The 16,086-nt window shown below is 48.6% G+C and carries 10 protein-coding genes; 5 read left to right on the plus strand and 5 right to left on the minus strand.

Annotated features, from left to right (window positions below; translation table 11 throughout):
• Positions 1-275: 275 nt before the first annotated feature.
• Entirely contained in the window at positions 276-1,874 is a 1,599-nt protein-coding gene (locus FPE01S_RS02425) for a tetratricopeptide repeat protein (protein ID WP_072053941.1), read from the plus strand.
• A gap of 113 nt (positions 1,875-1,987) precedes the next feature.
• Positions 1,988-2,458 carry a fasciclin domain-containing protein gene (locus tag FPE01S_RS02430; RefSeq protein WP_046367322.1) on the plus strand — a complete coding sequence of 157 codons (471 nt, stop codon included), beginning with the start codon at positions 1,988-1,990 and terminating at the stop codon, positions 2,456-2,458.
• Between the two features lie 95 nt (positions 2,459-2,553).
• Here FPE01S_RS02430 and FPE01S_RS02435 read toward each other — a convergent pair whose 3' ends face one another.
• Both FPE01S_RS02435 and FPE01S_RS02440 read right to left on the minus strand, forming a co-directional pair.
• A complete protein-coding gene (locus tag FPE01S_RS02435; RefSeq protein WP_046367323.1) occupies positions 2,554-3,003 on the minus strand; it encodes a hypothetical protein in 450 nt (149 codons plus the stop codon).
• Between the two features lie 40 nt (positions 3,004-3,043).
• Positions 3,044-4,039, minus strand: a complete 996-nt coding sequence (locus FPE01S_RS02440; RefSeq protein WP_052955457.1) for a fibrobacter succinogenes major paralogous domain-containing protein — start codon at positions 4,037-4,039, stop codon at positions 3,044-3,046.
• Positions 4,040-4,447: 408 nt separating this feature from the next.
• Between FPE01S_RS02440 and eat the strand changes: the two genes are divergently transcribed.
• The 3 genes from eat to eutC are packed head-to-tail and all read left to right on the plus strand — an operon-like array spanning position 4,448 to position 7,961.
• A complete protein-coding gene (eat, locus tag FPE01S_RS02445) occupies positions 4,448-5,794 on the plus strand; it encodes an ethanolamine permease (RefSeq protein ID WP_046367324.1) in 1,347 nt (448 codons plus the stop codon).
• A complete protein-coding gene (locus FPE01S_RS02450) occupies positions 5,791-7,164 on the plus strand; it encodes an ethanolamine ammonia-lyase subunit EutB (protein WP_046368574.1) in 1,374 nt (457 codons plus the stop codon). Before eat ends, FPE01S_RS02450 begins: the two co-directional genes overlap by 4 nt.
• Positions 7,164-7,961: an ethanolamine ammonia-lyase subunit EutC gene (gene eutC, locus FPE01S_RS02455; protein ID WP_046367325.1), complete on the plus strand. Its 798-nt coding sequence runs from the start codon at positions 7,164-7,166 to the stop codon at positions 7,959-7,961. Before FPE01S_RS02450 ends, eutC begins: the two co-directional genes overlap by 1 nt.
• Positions 7,962-8,063: 102 nt before the next feature.
• Here the strand turns inward: eutC and FPE01S_RS24570 are convergent, their stop codons facing one another.
• From FPE01S_RS24570 to FPE01S_RS02470, 3 genes are all read right to left on the minus strand, one after another.
• Positions 8,064-12,521 carry an FG-GAP-like repeat-containing protein gene (locus tag FPE01S_RS24570; protein ID WP_052955458.1) on the minus strand — a complete coding sequence of 1,486 codons (4,458 nt, stop codon included), beginning with the start codon at positions 12,519-12,521 and terminating at the stop codon, positions 8,064-8,066.
• Positions 12,522-12,675: 154 nt separating this feature from the next.
• Positions 12,676-14,061 carry a tRNA uridine-5-carboxymethylaminomethyl(34) synthesis GTPase MnmE gene (gene mnmE / locus FPE01S_RS02465; RefSeq protein ID WP_046367326.1) on the minus strand — a complete coding sequence of 462 codons (1,386 nt, stop codon included), beginning with the start codon at positions 14,059-14,061 and terminating at the stop codon, positions 12,676-12,678.
• Between the two features lie 18 nt (positions 14,062-14,079).
• On the minus strand, positions 14,080-16,080 hold the full coding sequence (locus FPE01S_RS02470; RefSeq protein ID WP_046367327.1) for a T9SS type B sorting domain-containing protein: 2,001 nt from the start codon (positions 16,078-16,080) through the stop codon (positions 14,080-14,082).
• Positions 16,081-16,086 lie beyond the last annotated feature (6 nt).

The raw sequence follows: 16,086 nt of genomic DNA on the forward strand, positions 1-16,086 counted from the left end.
TGGTATGGTTTTGTCGCTAACCCTGCTTCATTCGACGGTAGCTGTCCATTCCTTCGGGTTGCCTTCGGGATTCGTTCGGGATTCAAAGGGGATTCCCCGTTAAATTAACGAATGAGTCCCGAACGAATCCCTTTCCTACAGCGTCTTGTACTGAAAAAACTTTCCTTTCCGCGACACGCTTAATTTTTATGCACAGGAACTAACTTTGAAGCCGGATATTGTCGCCGTTTTACCTTGCTGTAGAAGCAATTTGTGTTCCAATTAAATGCGAAACAATGGAAATAAACCTTCCAATTTCCGCAGTCCTCGGCCTGATGCTTCTGATTTTATCCTGTAATTCAAAAAAGGGCCAACCATCCGGGAATGACATTCAGGCGCTTCACCTGAAACAGGGTGAATTGATTTCCTGCGGACCGCCGGATAAGGAATTCGGACAGGTGAATTTTGACATATCATGCTCCCCTGGATTGAGAAAAGAATTTGACCTTGCTGTCTCCCTGTTGCATTCCTTCGAATACGACGAGGCGGAAAAAGTATTTTCCAGGATCATTGACAGGCAACCGGATTGCGCGATGGCCTATTGGGGAGTTGCGATGAGCAGCTTTCACCAGTTGTGGGAACCGCCTTCGAAAGCAGACCTGGAAAAAGGAGCAAAGGCCATTGAAATTGCACTATCTATCCCGCAGAAAACAAAACCGGAATCTGAATATATCAACGCGCTCGCATTGTTCTATAAAGACTGGAAACAGGTTGGCCATCGTACACGAAGCCTGAACTACCAGCAGGCAATGGCCCGGATCCATCGCGACAACCCCGGAAGCAGGGAAGCGGCAGTATTCTATGCGCTGGCACTGGTCGCCAATGCAGATCCTTCAGACAAAACTTTTACCAATCAAAAAGCAGCTGGAAAAATACTGACTGCATTGTACCCCGGCGAGCCTGACCATCCGGGGGTCATCCATTATATCATCCACGCGTACGACTATCCGGAGCTTGCGGAAATGGCATTGCCAGCGGCAAGAAAATATGCAGCCACCGCACCTTCCTCAGCCCATGCACAACATATGCCTGCACACATTTTCACCAGGCTGGGACTTTGGGAAGAGTGCATCCGTTCAAGCATCGCTTCAACCGCCGCGGCCAAATGTTATGGGGAGAACGCTGGCATCAAGGGACATTGGGACGAAGAGCTTCACGGTATGGATTACCTCGTATATGCTTATCTCCAGAAGAGAGAAAATTCACCTGCCAAATCACAATGCGATTATCTTAACAACATCCAGGACGTGTACCCGGTAAATTTCAAAACTGCCTACGCATTTGCTGCGATACCTTCCCGGTACGTCCTGGAAAATAGGTTGTGGAAAGAAGCGGCGGCGCTGAAAATACATCCGGCTGGATTTCCCTGGCAAAAATTTCCCTGGCAAAGTGCCGTTTTTCATTTCACCAGGATTTTGGGTGATGTACATACCGGCCATATTGATACTGCTGAAAGTGAATTGAAGATTTTGAAGGCGATCTATGATACACTGACAAACCAGGGCGATCAATATAAGGCCACCCAGGTGCTGATACAGGTAAAAACGGGCGAAGCGTGGATAGCGCTAAAAGAGGGCAGGAAACAGGAGGCCGTCCGGTTGATGACCCAGGCTGCCGACCTGGAAGATAATACGGAAAAACATCCGGTAACGCCCGGAGCTGTTTTGCCTGCCCGGGAACTGTTGGGAGACTTGTACCTGGAACTGGATCAGCCGGACAAAGCACTGCAAGCTTATGAATCTGACCTGAAAATACATCCGGGCCGCTTCAATGGTATGAATGGCGCGGTACAGGCACGGGCACTCTTAAACGACCGCGTTAAGACAGCAAAATGAAGGAATTATATTATTATTTTTGCTAACGTTTTGACGCCTTGTAAGGTTCTGCAAGGCATTCATTACCCGGGGCGGACCCTTTGAGAGCAATTCATTTTTAAAAATATAGAATTATGAAAAAAATGTTTCTGCCGATGGCATTGCTGGTTGTAATGTCCCTCACCCTGCTCCCACGCTGTGGCTCAACTTCAAGCATGTTAGGTGCCGGTTCTTCCCTTTTAACTTCGTTAGCCAGCAATCCCAATCTTTCTTCCTTTGCAAGTTTATTACAGACTCCCGGGCTTGATAAAGCATTGGGATCTGCCCTGAAGGGAGATTTCACCATGCTCGCTCCTACCAATTCGGCATTGAGTGGTCTTGGCCAGGATGCGCTAACAAACCTGACCAAATCTGAAAACATTGATCAACTCGCCGGCATGTTGAAAAACCAGATCGTACCCGGTAAACTGGATGCCAGCCAGCTGGCTGCGGGTGGGGTGAAAACTGCCGGAGGAAATAATCTCAACCTGGGCACAGCACAACTGGGTGAAATGATCAAAGGAAAGAATTTCAATATCATACCAGTTGACCAGTTATTAAAATAAGCACTAGTCAATCGTACTATACATACCAATTTATTTTCCTTAAAACGGGGCGATCAGATCGCCCCGTTTTCTTTTAATGGATACGATTGAAGCAGTTACAAACGAACTCTGAGCCCCAATACCGGAAATGACTGGTAGCTGTATAGGGCGCCATGCAACACCCTGGCTTTTTCGATGTCGATAAAAGCAGACGCAGCTTTTGCCTTGTTCCTGTTTTTGGTTGATTTATATAACAGGTAAACACCACTCAGCGTAACTGCCGAACTAATGACATACGCTGCTGTATAATCTTCGTATTCCGGCTCAACATATCCTCCTGAAAATACGGTTGTCATAGCGCCCTCAACGCCCTGGGTGCCATCTGCAATCAGTGTCACCACAAGACCCGTTGTACCGGCCGCGGCCAATAGCCAGCCGACGGTTTTTTGTGTTTTGCCTTTTTTATACAGGTCGGAATTTTTCCAGTTTTGATTTACTGTGGAATCCTGGGCAATCGTCGCGGTTGCGAATACCAGGGACAGCATCAGCATAGTTAGATTTTTCATTTGACAGTATTTAAACCAGGTTAAATAACGGATTGCTGAATTAGTCTTTAATACAGCGGATAGAGGCTCCCCTAACCTTCAGCCCCGTTATCTGATTTCCTTCGGCGGTGAAAGCAAACAAGCCCTGCGCTTCAGCTTCTGCAGGATTGCCTGAATAGGTTGTTGTCGTCCACCAGTAGCCACCATTCCCGATATAGCTATATTCACCATTTTCCATACGGGTTCCTCCTGGCAATCCTGTAAAACCACTGCTGTTCGTAGCGCCTTCATTCGGACTGATCCAGTGTGCCAGTCCAGCTTCTTTCAATGCTCCACCGGCCACCAGCGATTCGCCGAGTTCCAGCACTAACGCGCTCCTTTCTTCATCACTCGGAACATGCCAGCCCTGGGGGGCAATCTTGCGGGAATCGGCAGCTGCGAACCAGTTATACAATTTGCCGTAGGTAGTATGGCTTGACTGATCATTGTTATAAATTGCGAATGCACCGGTGGTAGCGGTTCCCCAGGCAGTATTGCTTAATCCGGTGGGTATTGTATCCCCATTGCTGTAGCGGGTCGTTTTCAGGTTTGATTTCATCCAGGTTTGACTTCCGATTATCACGACCTCATACACGTTCCCGTCTATATCGGTCACAGAAGTTTCGGACTCTCCAAGTGTTGTAAAGGAAAACTCGTTTCCATATGCCGTGCCCTTGCTGTTGGTACCGTATGAGCGGACATAATATTTGGTTTGGGGCAACAGGCCGGTCATAGTGCTGGTGAAACTTCCATTACCCGCTCCGTTGGTCGTTTTTGAATCGGAAGTCGTAGGAGCGGTTGCAGTGCTCCAGCAGATGCCTCTTGCCGTTACCGGGGTAGATGCGTCGGACGTTACATTGCCGCCTGATCCCGCAGTGTATTGCGTAACTATATTCACGTTAGTGGTTGTCAATACGGGAACAGCGCCGCTGTTACCGGGTTCAGGGTCGTCGCTGCAGGAAAACAGTCCAAATGCCAGAAAGGCCGGCACCAGACAAACAAACGTTGCCTTTTTCATGTGGGGATGTTTTATAGTGTTTAGTGGTTTGGGTTGCCTTTAACCAAAATATTCCCATCCTGCTGGTTCGCACCGGCAGCTAAGGGTAGACGATAGCCATTTTCAATGCAGGGCAGTCCTGCAATTAAAAACCCTTCACAATCATGTACACTCGTTGTTAGCCGGATGTCCGGGAGCACGCTTCAATAAATAATCTTCCGGCGAGGAATGTTCCGAAAAGAATCTGGCCGGGCATCAGGAGGAAACGGCCATCCTTTGAAAGTCTGGTACGAAATGAGAGTATCGAAGACCTGGGCGATCGGGAAAATTTCTACATGCTATCGCATGAAAATTCCAGTGCTATATAAAGTTAAAAAAAGGAAAATTGGTATGCAAGAGAGTTCAGAAATAATTCGGTAGTTTCATAACATGACCGAAACCAGTGGCCACGGGAAACCGGCACTCAAAAAATCACTGACGGCACTTCATTTGTGGGGCATTGCAGTAGGCCTTGTAATTTCCGGCGAATACTTTGGCTGGAACTACGGCTGGGCCGTTGCCGGAACGATGGGTATGCTGATCGCTTCCTTCCTTGTGCTTGTTCTTTACATCACTTTTGTATTCAGCTTCACAGAACTCACTACAGCAATTCCCAATGCCGGCGGACCTTTTGCGTATGCATTTCGTGCGTTAGGTCCATTGGGCGGGTTGATTGCAGGATATGCCACCCTGATAGAATTCCTGTTTGCCACACCAGCTATCGCTTTTGCCCTGGGCAGCTACCTGCACTTCCTTTATCCTGCTGTTGATGTGTTGTATGCCGCTATCGGAAGTTACCTGGTTTTCACCCTAATCAACCTGATCGGGATAAAAGAATCAGCGGTATTTACACTCGTTGTAACCCTGCTGGCGGTTGCAGAACTGGTGTTCTATACGGGGATTGTAGCACCACATTTCAAATGGGGGAATTTCATGCAGGATAATATGCCCTTCGGATGGGCGGGTGTGTTTGCTGCGCTTCCATTTGCCATCTGGCTGTTTCTCGCGATAGAAGGCGTAGCGATGGTAGCTGAAGAAGCAAAAGATCCGCAACGCACCATTCCCAAAGGATACATCCTGGGCATGGCAACGCTCGCTGTACTGGCGATGGTGGTCATGATCGTAACAGGCGGCGTTACCAACTGGCAAAAATTGTCGCATATTGATTATCCGCTGCCGGAAGCAATCGGCTTTGCCCTCGGAAAAACCAACAGCCTTACAAAATTATTTGCAGGCATTGGACTGTTTGGGCTGATCGCTTCTTTTCACAGTATTATAACCGGTTATTCCAGGCAGATCTTTGCATTGGCAAGGGCCAGTTACCTGCCGCCCTTCCTGTCTCACATCCACCCAAGATTTAAAACGCCCCATTGGGCATTGACAGCCGGAGCCCTGGTAGGGATAATTGCGCTATGCCTTGGCCATACAGACAAGCTGATCATTATTTCGGCCCTGGGAGCACTTGTTATGTATATCGTCAGCATGATCAGCCTATTCGTACTTCGTAAAAAAGAACCCTCACTGGAAAGACCATTCCCGTCACCTTTTTATCCCTGGTTTCCTGTAATCGCCTGCGTCTTGTCGGCAATTTGCCTTGTAGCATTGGTCTATTACAATCCGTGGATGAGCCTGGTATTTTTCGGTGGAATGGTCCTGGTAGCGGTGTTGTTTATATGGATGCGGAAAAAGACAGCGGCGCAGAAACTCGCGGAAGAATCAACGGTTGCAGCAGTATGATCTACAAAACAACGCTTCAACACATCACCTGGTCTTTCGATAGTCTGAAAATATTGATGGCCAAAGCCTCGCCCTTCAGGAGCGGAGACCTGCTCGCTGAGCTTACTGCCGGTAGTTATGAAGAAAGGGTAGCTGCGCAGATGGCGCTGGCTGATGTACCGCTTGCCCGATTCTTAACCGAACATCTTGTTGACTACGATTCAGATGAAGTAACGCGGTTGATCATCGACACCCATGATGCGGCAAGTTTTGCACCGGTTGCCGGCTTTACCGTTGGGGAACTGCGGGACTGGCTGCTGAGTGATCATGCCGATGAAATAACCCTGCGCAGTCTGGCTCCCGGGCTGACGCCGGAAATGGTGGCCGCTGTCTGCAAACTGATGCGCAACCAGGACCTGATCGCCGTTGCGCAAAAATGTGTTGTCGTAACCGCATTCAGGAACACGATCGGGCTGAAGGGAAGATTGTCTGTAAGGTTGCAACCCAATCACCCGACCGATGACCTCAAAGGAATTGCAGCCAGTATGGTGGATGGCTTGCTGTATGGCAGCGGTGATGCCGTGATTGGTATCAACCCTGCTACCGACAGTCCCGCCACTACCGGTGGCCTGCTAAATATGCTCAGCGACATTCGGGAGAAATACAGCATTCCCACCCAATCCTGTGTACTGAGCCACCTGACAACGACCATTGGCCTGATGAACAAAAATGCACCGGTAGACCTGGTGTTTCAATCCATTGGCGGCACTGAAAAAACGAATAAAAGTTTCGGCTTAAACCTGTCGCTATTACAGGAGGGGTATGAAGCGGCACTTTCACTCGAAAGAGGAACGGTAGGCAATAATGTGATGTATTTCGAAACGGGCCAGGGCTCTTCTCTGTCCGCAGATGCGCATGAAGGCGTAGACCAGCAAACCTGCGAAGCCCGTGCGTATGCGGTGGCACGGCATTTCCGGCCTTTGCTGGTGAACACCGTGGTCGGTTTTATTGGCCCCGAATATTTGTACGATGGCAAACAGATCATCCGTGCTGCCCTCGAAGATCATTTTTGCGGTAAGTTGCTGGGGTTGCCAATGGGCGTGGATATCTGTTACACGAACCACAGCCAGGCAGACCAGGATGATATGGACAACCTGCTCACCCTGCTCGGCGTGGCCGGCTGCAATTTTATCATGGGGGTACCAGGAGCTGATGACATCATGCTCCACTACCAGTCCACTTCCTTTCATGATGCCCTCTATGTGCGAAAGGTGCTGGGCAAAAGACCTGCCCCTGAATTTGAGCTATGGCTCCGGCATCAGGGTATTATGGATGACCAGGGAAACCGCCTGGTGGTACAGCCTTCCCATAACCTTTTAAGCGCCATCTGATGCCATTGCCCGTAATCCATATCACAGCCGTTCAGGAAGATGCCTGGCAGACCCTGCGTGCCTTTACCAATGCCCGCATTGCACTGGGAAGTGCCGGCACAGCAATTCCTGTAAAAGAAGTGCTGCAGTTCAGGATGGCACATGCCAATGCCCGTGATGCGGTATTTTCTATCCTGGAGGTTGACCGGCTGTCTGCTGACCTGCAACGTTTACGGCTACCCTTCCTGGTAGTACACAGCCAGGCAGCGGACCGTACAATCTACCTGCAAAGACCCGACCTTGGCCGACGGCTGAATCCGCGTTCCGCAGAAAGACTTCTGGAACACCAGCACGACTATGATGTGGTGATCATCGTAGCCGATGGTTTATCGGCGACGGCCATCAACAACAATGCGCTCCCGGTATTGATCAACCTCGTTGGTGACCTGCAACAAAACCATTATGTTATTGCGCCCATTGTCATCGCAAGGGAAGCGCGGGTCGCCCTGGGCGACGAAATAGCCTCCCTGCTGCGCGCGCGGCTCAGTATTATGCTGATCGGTGAGCGGCCCGGTTTAAGTGCCCCGGCGAGTATGGGGGCATACCTTACCTATGATCCTGTTGCAGGACTCAACGACGAGCGCCGCAATTGTATTTCAAATATTCATGCGAAGGGTTTGCAGCCCAACCTGGCCGCACAAAAAATCTATTACCTGTGTAAAGAAGCCTTGCGACTGAAGATCTCAGGCGTTCAGTTGAAAGATGAAGCGACCGGTATTTCGGGCTCTGATAATTTTCAGCTACCCAAAACTACATAGCGCAATTACATTAAGCACTTTAGCCAAGACGGCTGAAAATAGGAATTTCCGGCAATCTCTTCAAAAACTTTGAACCCCATAAGGTATTGCCAATTGATCTTACTATAGTTTAATAAATCTCAAATTCAGTATTTTGCCTGATCTACTTCTCAAAGTGGCCACATATGATCCGTTCGCCAATTGTTGAATAGGTATACTTACCCTTGTCTGGTTTGCAATTTTCTTAACAGCGAATTTATGCCCGCTTGTCAGGCTTACAACTTCAATTGTTTCCCAATTATCGTCAAGACTGAGGTTTTCTATAATGAGCGTTCCGTTGGTGACAGGATTAGGCACCACCATTCCTGATCCAACTGGTGTTGATTTTACTGTAAATGCCAGGGTATTACTAAACACCTCAGCCGCATCGATACATGGCACACTGGTGGTATACTTGCATCTCACTTTATCGCCAGTTACCGCCGGTTTGTAATCTAAAACCGATGACAGGGCACCTGGAATATTCTGCCAATCGTGTGCGCTGGTGCTATCCTGCCATTGGTAGGTTGGAGTATTGCCGCTATTCTGCAGCGACGAAGTCAACAAGGTTAATTCATCTTCCGCTACGGTGGTCAAACCGTCTATTGTAATCACCGGTAAAATAACGGGTATTGCGTTAATTGTAATTTCATTGCTTTGAACAATCGCTGGAGAGGCACAGGTTTCGCTGCTGGTTGCCTGTACATATATCTTGTCGCCGTTTCTTATTTCATTATCGGTATAAACAACACTATTGTTTCCAACATTAATACCGTTTTTCATCCATTGGTAAGCAGGACTTTTACCTGCGTTTTCAGTTGTAGCCGTAAACGTCACCTTCGTTCCGGCGCAAGGGGAAAGATTCGAAGCTAAAATCGAAACAACTGGTGTCACCGACTTATTTACAAAAACAACAGCAGTATCCCGGGCAATGCATCCGGATACATTTTGAACAGACAAAAAATAGGCTGTATTGTCAGTTGGCGTAATCGTCGGATTAGCTACTGATGATTTGAAACCTACAGGATTAGAAGTCCAGTTATAGGTGTTTCCCGGGATACCCGGTACACCAATAGTCAATTGCTTTCCGGAACAGATATTCCCGTTGGGACCCGCATTGGCTTCCGCACCTTGTTTTACTGTTACAATCACCGTATCGTAATAAGTCTTACTATCAATATCCAATGCCAGGTAGTAGGTGGAAGTAGCAGTCGGTGAAATAACGGGATTTGCCACGGTTGACACATAACCTCCTGAAGATGTCCAGCTATACGATGCACCAGGGATGGCTTCCATTCCTATCTGAATATTGGTACCGCTGCAAATAGTGGTATCGTGCCCTGCATTGGCTGGTGATTCAGAAATGATATTCCGGAAGACATCAAAAGATTCCAGACTATAGCTTATGCACACAAAATCTGTTCTCCCGTCATTATCAAGGTCCCCCAGCGGAACACTATAAGGATTTGTGTTTGGGCCGGCATCAAAATTTACCCTTGGAGCAAATGAAATACCACCTTGTAAACTTCTATTCTCGAAGACGGATGCTGTCTGTTCGCCCGGGTTGGGACAAACTATATCCGGCCTGCCATCCCCATTCAAATCAGCCACCTTTACTGAGACTGGAGCCCAGGTTGGACAATTCACAGCGGGTGCGAAAGAAAAATTTCCAACGCCAGAACTTGTATTTCTGAAAATACTTACCGCTGATTTTCTATTCAGGTTTCCAATAGCCAAATCGATTTTTCCATCCAGATCGAAATCAGCTGCTGCCATACCTTCTGGTGATCCAAAATCAGGGTCAGAAAAAATAATTGGTGCAGCGAACGAAACTTTACCGGGTGTGCTCAAATTTCGATATACAGAAAAAGTCGCACCATAATAATCGCCTATAATCATTTCAGGTCGTCCATCGCCATCAAGGTCAACCAATTCGCTACACAAAGGATTTCCTGCGGCCGGATATTCTATACCTTTTTCGAATGAAAGTACTCCGTTTTGAGAGGTATTTCTGATTATTCCGATCCTGCTTCTATCAAATGCAGGCGCGCTGACTGCAGCCGCGATGTCAAGCCTTCCATCACCGTCTATGTCTGCAATAGCCAGATCATGATCAGTATGCGGGGTAAAAAATTTAGCAGTCACAGTGTCCTCAAAGCTGATATTGCCCGGGGTGCTATTGTTTTTGAGAATCTGGACGTGATTGGTTCCAATGACCAGGTCAAGTAGACCATCCCCATCCATATCCTTTAACACGTTGTCTCTAACAAACGTGCGAATATCGATCCGAGGTGCGAAACTGATATTCTTGATCGTTGACGTATTCCTGAAAATTGAAATAGACGAAATATTATTGGTATTCCCCGTAACTACATCGAGTTTCCCATCATTGTCGATGTCACCCAGACACCCCTGCTTGATATCCCATGACGAAGGGTTTACTGTATAATGTCCTGCTTTGGTAAAAGATGCTGCGCTAATTGAACCACCTCCCGGGAATGTCACAATAAATGGATGGATTGAAGATGCCGTCTGCCTGTTCACCGTGACTGAGATTGGGTCATATGTTGCGCCGGCAGGTACAGTAACCGTTAATATTGTCGCTGTTCCAGTGATCACTGTAGCTTTCACGCCACCAAAAAAAACAATATTATTCGCAGCTGTCAGATCGAATCCCTTGCCTTTGATAGTCACAACTGTCCCTACCGGTCCCGTGGCTGGACTAAACGAAGCAACAGAAACCGGAGGCACGAAGGTGAATCCAGGTAAGGTTCCTTTTCCGGTTGTTGTCGTTAAAGTTACAGCGCCGCTGGCACCAGTTGCAACAGTAGCATTTACCTGAGTGGGTGAAACAATGGTGAACGACGCAGCGGGAACTCCGCCAAAACTAACAGCAATAGCTTCAGATAAGTATTCACCTGAAATGGTTACCACTGTACCCGCAGAAACTTTTGTCGGTGAGAACGTAGTCAATATGGGCGGAGGCGGTATAAAACTAAACCCATTCATACTGTCTACTCCTCCGGTTGTCGTTATATGTACAGCACCAGACGCTCCATGTCCGACAACGGCAGTAACCACTTCTGGTGAAACTACCGTAAATGATGCAGCAGGAAAATTCCCAAAACGAATGGCAGATGCTGACTTCAAACCGGATCCGGTAATCGTTATAGTTCCTCCGGCTTTTCCGGACACCGGTGAAAATGAGCTAATTTTGGGTTTTGGTATTGGCGCTATAAACATTGATTTTTCGACAGTATCGGCCCCACTGGCATTCAAAACAACCAGCTTAATGCTATCCCTTGGCTGATACGGGTCATGTGTATAGGAAGTATGAAAGTTGGTGCTTATCTGTTTGTTATTTACGTACCATTTAAATTGATGGCCGGGCTTCGAATAATTGACCAGTCTAATTTCATTGGTAACCGACATGTTTACTGTATCAATCTTAAAAAATGCTTTTGGCAAAGGGATGCCACCACCATTGGTCGTGAGCTCAACAAGACCATTGCCACCGCCCGCCCATACCTGTTCAGCATTCCACTCCAACAGGTCGTTGTGCGAGTAATTTAAATAGTTGACATTATTGTCACGAACCAGGGGCTCCCATAAAGCCCCTCCATTGGTCGTTTTGCACACCGTGAATGGTCCGGAAAGTGAATAACCAATTGAATCATTTACAAACTGAAATTTGCTGCAACTAAAAGGTGTTATCTGTGGATCGTTCAATAAGGTCCAACTGTTTCCGCTGTCAACAGTGACATAAAAATACCCAACCCTATCCTCATTATACATATTTATCCATCCTTTAGCGGCGGTCAAAAACTGTGCATAATTCAGCCTGCCGCCGGGGATTACCGGCAGGTTTAGTACCCGCCAGCTTGTTCCTGAAGTAGTGGATGATATTAACCGGGAGTCTGACCCGCGACGCAACGCATAAACTGTATTGTTGTCTGGTGCTTTAAGATAATGGTAATACACTTCAGGGTCAGTTTTGACAACGCTCCAACTGATGCCCTGGTTGGTTGTTTTTAATATCATGTCTGCGTCCAGCGCATAACCGATATTGCCATTCTCAGGAAATACCATATCATTGATGCCGCCCTGCACGGCTGGATTAAGCTGCGAGTGATAAACCAGCTTAAAGGTATTGCCACCATCGACGGATCTCAGGATGGCAGGTACCCATCCATAGTGACCATAAACGACTAATGTATTTTTATCAAATGATTTTACACCAGCAATGATGTAGCCGAATGTGAGGTTGACACCAAATCCGTTATAATCAACGTTATTAATAGTTATATACTTCCTGACATATGTTCTGCCGCTATCGCTGGTATACCCGATCCAGTTTTTAAAGGCAACATAGCCCTCGGAGGGGGAATAAAAACTTAATTTGCGAACCTCATTATCAGGTTGTGCATTGTCATAAAATACCTTCCGCATCTGCGCATGGGCATCATTCAAAAAAAACTGGGCAATAATTAAAATGGCTGATAAAATCAGAAGTTTTCTTCCGGGGAAAGATGCGGATATCATCGATAAGGTTTTTGGGTCTATTAGGGTTCCTATCCAAATTCCGGTGCTTGTCCACAATGTCCTGGTCAGTACTTGCCGAATATCTATAAAAATATAAAAAGATGCGAATAATGGTAGCTATTATGTAAGGTTTTGATCTTAATTGACGAATTCGTCATTTCCCGATGCAGAATTTGCTGAAAATATAGTCGAGAAGATCTTCATTGCTCACTTCGCCGGTGATCTCGCCGAGGTAATGCAACGCACGGCGGATATCGAGGGCCAGCAAATCGCCGGGAAGGCGTGCATCCAGCGCCTGGCGTACATCGGCAAGTGCGCCGGCGATCTGGCGGAGACTCTGGTAATGACGGGCATTGGTCACAACGGTGTCTTCTGTTTGCACCTTCCCGCCCAATACCATATCTACCAGCCTGTCGCGCAGCACATTGATGTGCAACTGCTGTTTGGCGCTGATAAAAAGGATCGGCGTAGCAGCAGCATAGCGGTCACGCATCAGCGCTTCTTCCCCTTTATCAACCTGGTTGCCTACCAGCAGGTATTGAAATCCCTGTTCATCGAAAGCGCGTTTGTTCACGAGCAATTCTTCCGCCGGCATGGTGTTCGCATCAAACAGGTACAGCACCACATCGGCCTGCCGCATTTTTTCCAGGCTTCGTTCCACCCCGATACTTTCGATCTGATCACTGGTATGTTCGCGGATACCCGCTGTATCAATAAAGCGGAAAAGAATACCGTTGATGTTCAGTATCTCTTCAATGGTATCGCGGGTAGTTCCTGCGATCTCGCTTACAATGGCCCGGTTCTCATTCAGCAATGTATTCAGCAAAGTGGATTTCCCGGCATTGGGTTTACCGACTATGGCAACACTGACGCCGTTGCGGATCACATTGCCCAGGCGGAAAGAATCCGCCAGTTTGGTAGTCCCTTCCAGCGCTTCCGTTACCAGGTGGTACAATTGTGCGCGGTCAGCAAACTCCACATCTTCCTGGGAAAAATCGAGCTCCAGTTCGATCAGTGCAGAAAAGCTGATCAGTTGTTCCCGCAGCATCCTAAGGTCTTGTGAAAATCCACCGCGGATATTGTTGAGTGCGTTTTTCTGGGATGCCGCCGTATTCGATGCGATGAGATCGGCTACCGCTTCTGCCTGCGCCAGGTCAAGGCGGCCATTCAGGAATGCGCGCTGGGTAAATTCGCCGGCTCTTGCCAGCCTTGCACCATTGCGGAGAAAGGCATCGATCAGCTGTTGCAATACATAGGGAGATCCATGTCCGCTCACCTCAGCCACATCTTCACCCGTATAGGAACGCGGCCCCCTGAACAGTGTCACGACCACTTCATCGATCACCTGCCCTCCTTCACGGATCAGGCCTACGTGCGCTGTATGGGTCGGTTGCTCAGACAGTGATTTGGAGGGAAACAATTTATCGACAATATCAATGGCAGCCGGCCCGCTGAGGCGGATCATGCCAATAGCACCAATTCCCGGAGGTGTGGCAAGGGCGACAATGGTATCCTCCCAATTCGGCTGTCCGTATTTCATCGCGCAAAGATAAGGTGCCTACCGCACCAGCATGGCCGCTCCTTTTTTCTCGATGACCCGACCCGAGATATCGATACCTCTTGCTATACAGACAAAATAACCTGTTGGCTGGGGCTTTCCGTTGAATTCGCCATTCCAGCCAGGGCTTTGACCTGCATCTCTGAAAACCTCCTGGCCCCACCTGTTGAATACCTGGAAACTGGTGAGCTCGCGCATACCGATAGGAATAGGTCGCAGGAAGTCATTCCGTTTGTCGTTATTGGGTGTGAAGGCAGTAGGAAAAAGGATATCGGAGCCTGCCACCACTTTAACCATTACTTCATCTATTCCGGTGCATCCCTGCCCGTTGGTAGCAACCACCCGGAATACCTGATCGTGTTGCGGATGGCTGACAGTCTGGGGCGACTGCGGAGATTCGACTGCTGCTGCAGGTTCCCAGGTCCATTGGTTGAAACCCGCACCAGTAGGATCAGTTGCCTGCAAAGTTACCGGCTCGCCGCGCCGGATCGTCGTGTCATTTCCTGCAAATACCGGTGCAGTTGACCCAAAGTGTACGGCAACCTGGTCCGGTAACGACTGGCAACCGTAACTATCCGTTACGGTTAGCGTCCAGGTGATATCGGAGCCTGTGGAAAGAACCCGGGGATTGGCGATGGTGGCATCATTGAGCCCATCAGCCGGTGACCATTGATATAAGGAGCCGCCGCTGCCGGTCAATGTCGCCGTCTGGCCCGCACACAACGTTATATCATCACCTGCATTGGCTACCGGTACCGGATAAACGCCAATCGTAATGGAATCCGTTTCGGGACAGTCTTCTGAAGCGATCGTAACATAGTAGGTTGTAGTAATAGCGGGTGCAAGGATGGGTTGGCTGCTGTGAATGTCACTGACACCGGCAGCGGGTGACCAGGTGATCTGGTTTCCCGCTAATGGCCGCGGCCACAACAAAGTTGTTCCTGAACATATTCCGGTATCCGCACCCAGGTCAAAAGAACTGGCTCCGCCGGCGCCAGGAACATCTACCGCTGCAGTCCATAAAGCGCCAGTAACATCTGTTGCCCTGACCAGGTAATTTCCCGGGGAAAGATTATTAAAGACAGGGTCGGGCTGGGGTAGCCCTCCATCAAGCTGGAATAGATAGGGAGATTTGCCATGTTGGGGCGTTAGCTGAATAAATCCCCCTCTTTCGGAACACCCTGTATAACCTGTCTTGACCTGAACATTAAAAGTACAGGCTGCCAGGATCTGGATGCCAAATGCGCCGACTGTTCCGTGCGCGTCTTTCACCAGCAGGATATGTATTCCCGGACTCAGGTTTTCGAACGCATCGGTTATAGTAAACTGGCCGCCATCAAGGGAAAAATAATAAGGTGACCTCCCTCCCCTGCCCTTTAACCCCGCAATCTTTCCGTCACCGGCACAACTGTTTACCAGCTCACTGATCGCTATATCCAGCATGCAGGTATTGATAATCACCCTGGTACGGGAGCCGGTACATCCCTTTGCATCTTTCACAAACAGATCGTAATTGCCTGCCGGAAGGCCGGTAAAAACCGGCGATTCCTGCCAGTGTTCAAGGTCAATGCTGTAAAGGTAGGGCGGCATGCCGCCAATCGCCAGCAAAGTGATGGAGCCATCACTTTTGTCACAGGCGGAAGGGGTGATTGCACTGGCATCGGAAATCTCCGGCGGGTCGTCTCTGTTTTGCACCAGCACAACGCGGGTAACGAATAACCCACTGGCGTCTTTGGCTCCCACGGTGTAGTAGCCGGGCTTCAGGTTTTCAAAAAGGCCGCTGCTCTGAAAAGCCCGGCCTGTAATGGAATACATGTAGGGCGATTCACCTCCAGACGCGTTCAGCGTTATGGTGCCGTTGGCCTGCATACAGGTAGAATTTTTGATTTCTGCATCTACCGGGAAGGAGGTCTGTGCAATTCCCGGCACCGCACAGAGATTCAGCCAAAGCAGCGCTGCCCAGGAATAACCGGATACCATTTTGTAAATAGCACTCGCCATTGGGAC

Origin of the sequence: Flavihumibacter petaseus NBRC 106054, assembly GCF_000974785.1 — a bacterium.
GTDB classification, from domain to species: domain Bacteria; phylum Bacteroidota; class Bacteroidia; order Chitinophagales; family Chitinophagaceae; genus Flavihumibacter; species Flavihumibacter petaseus.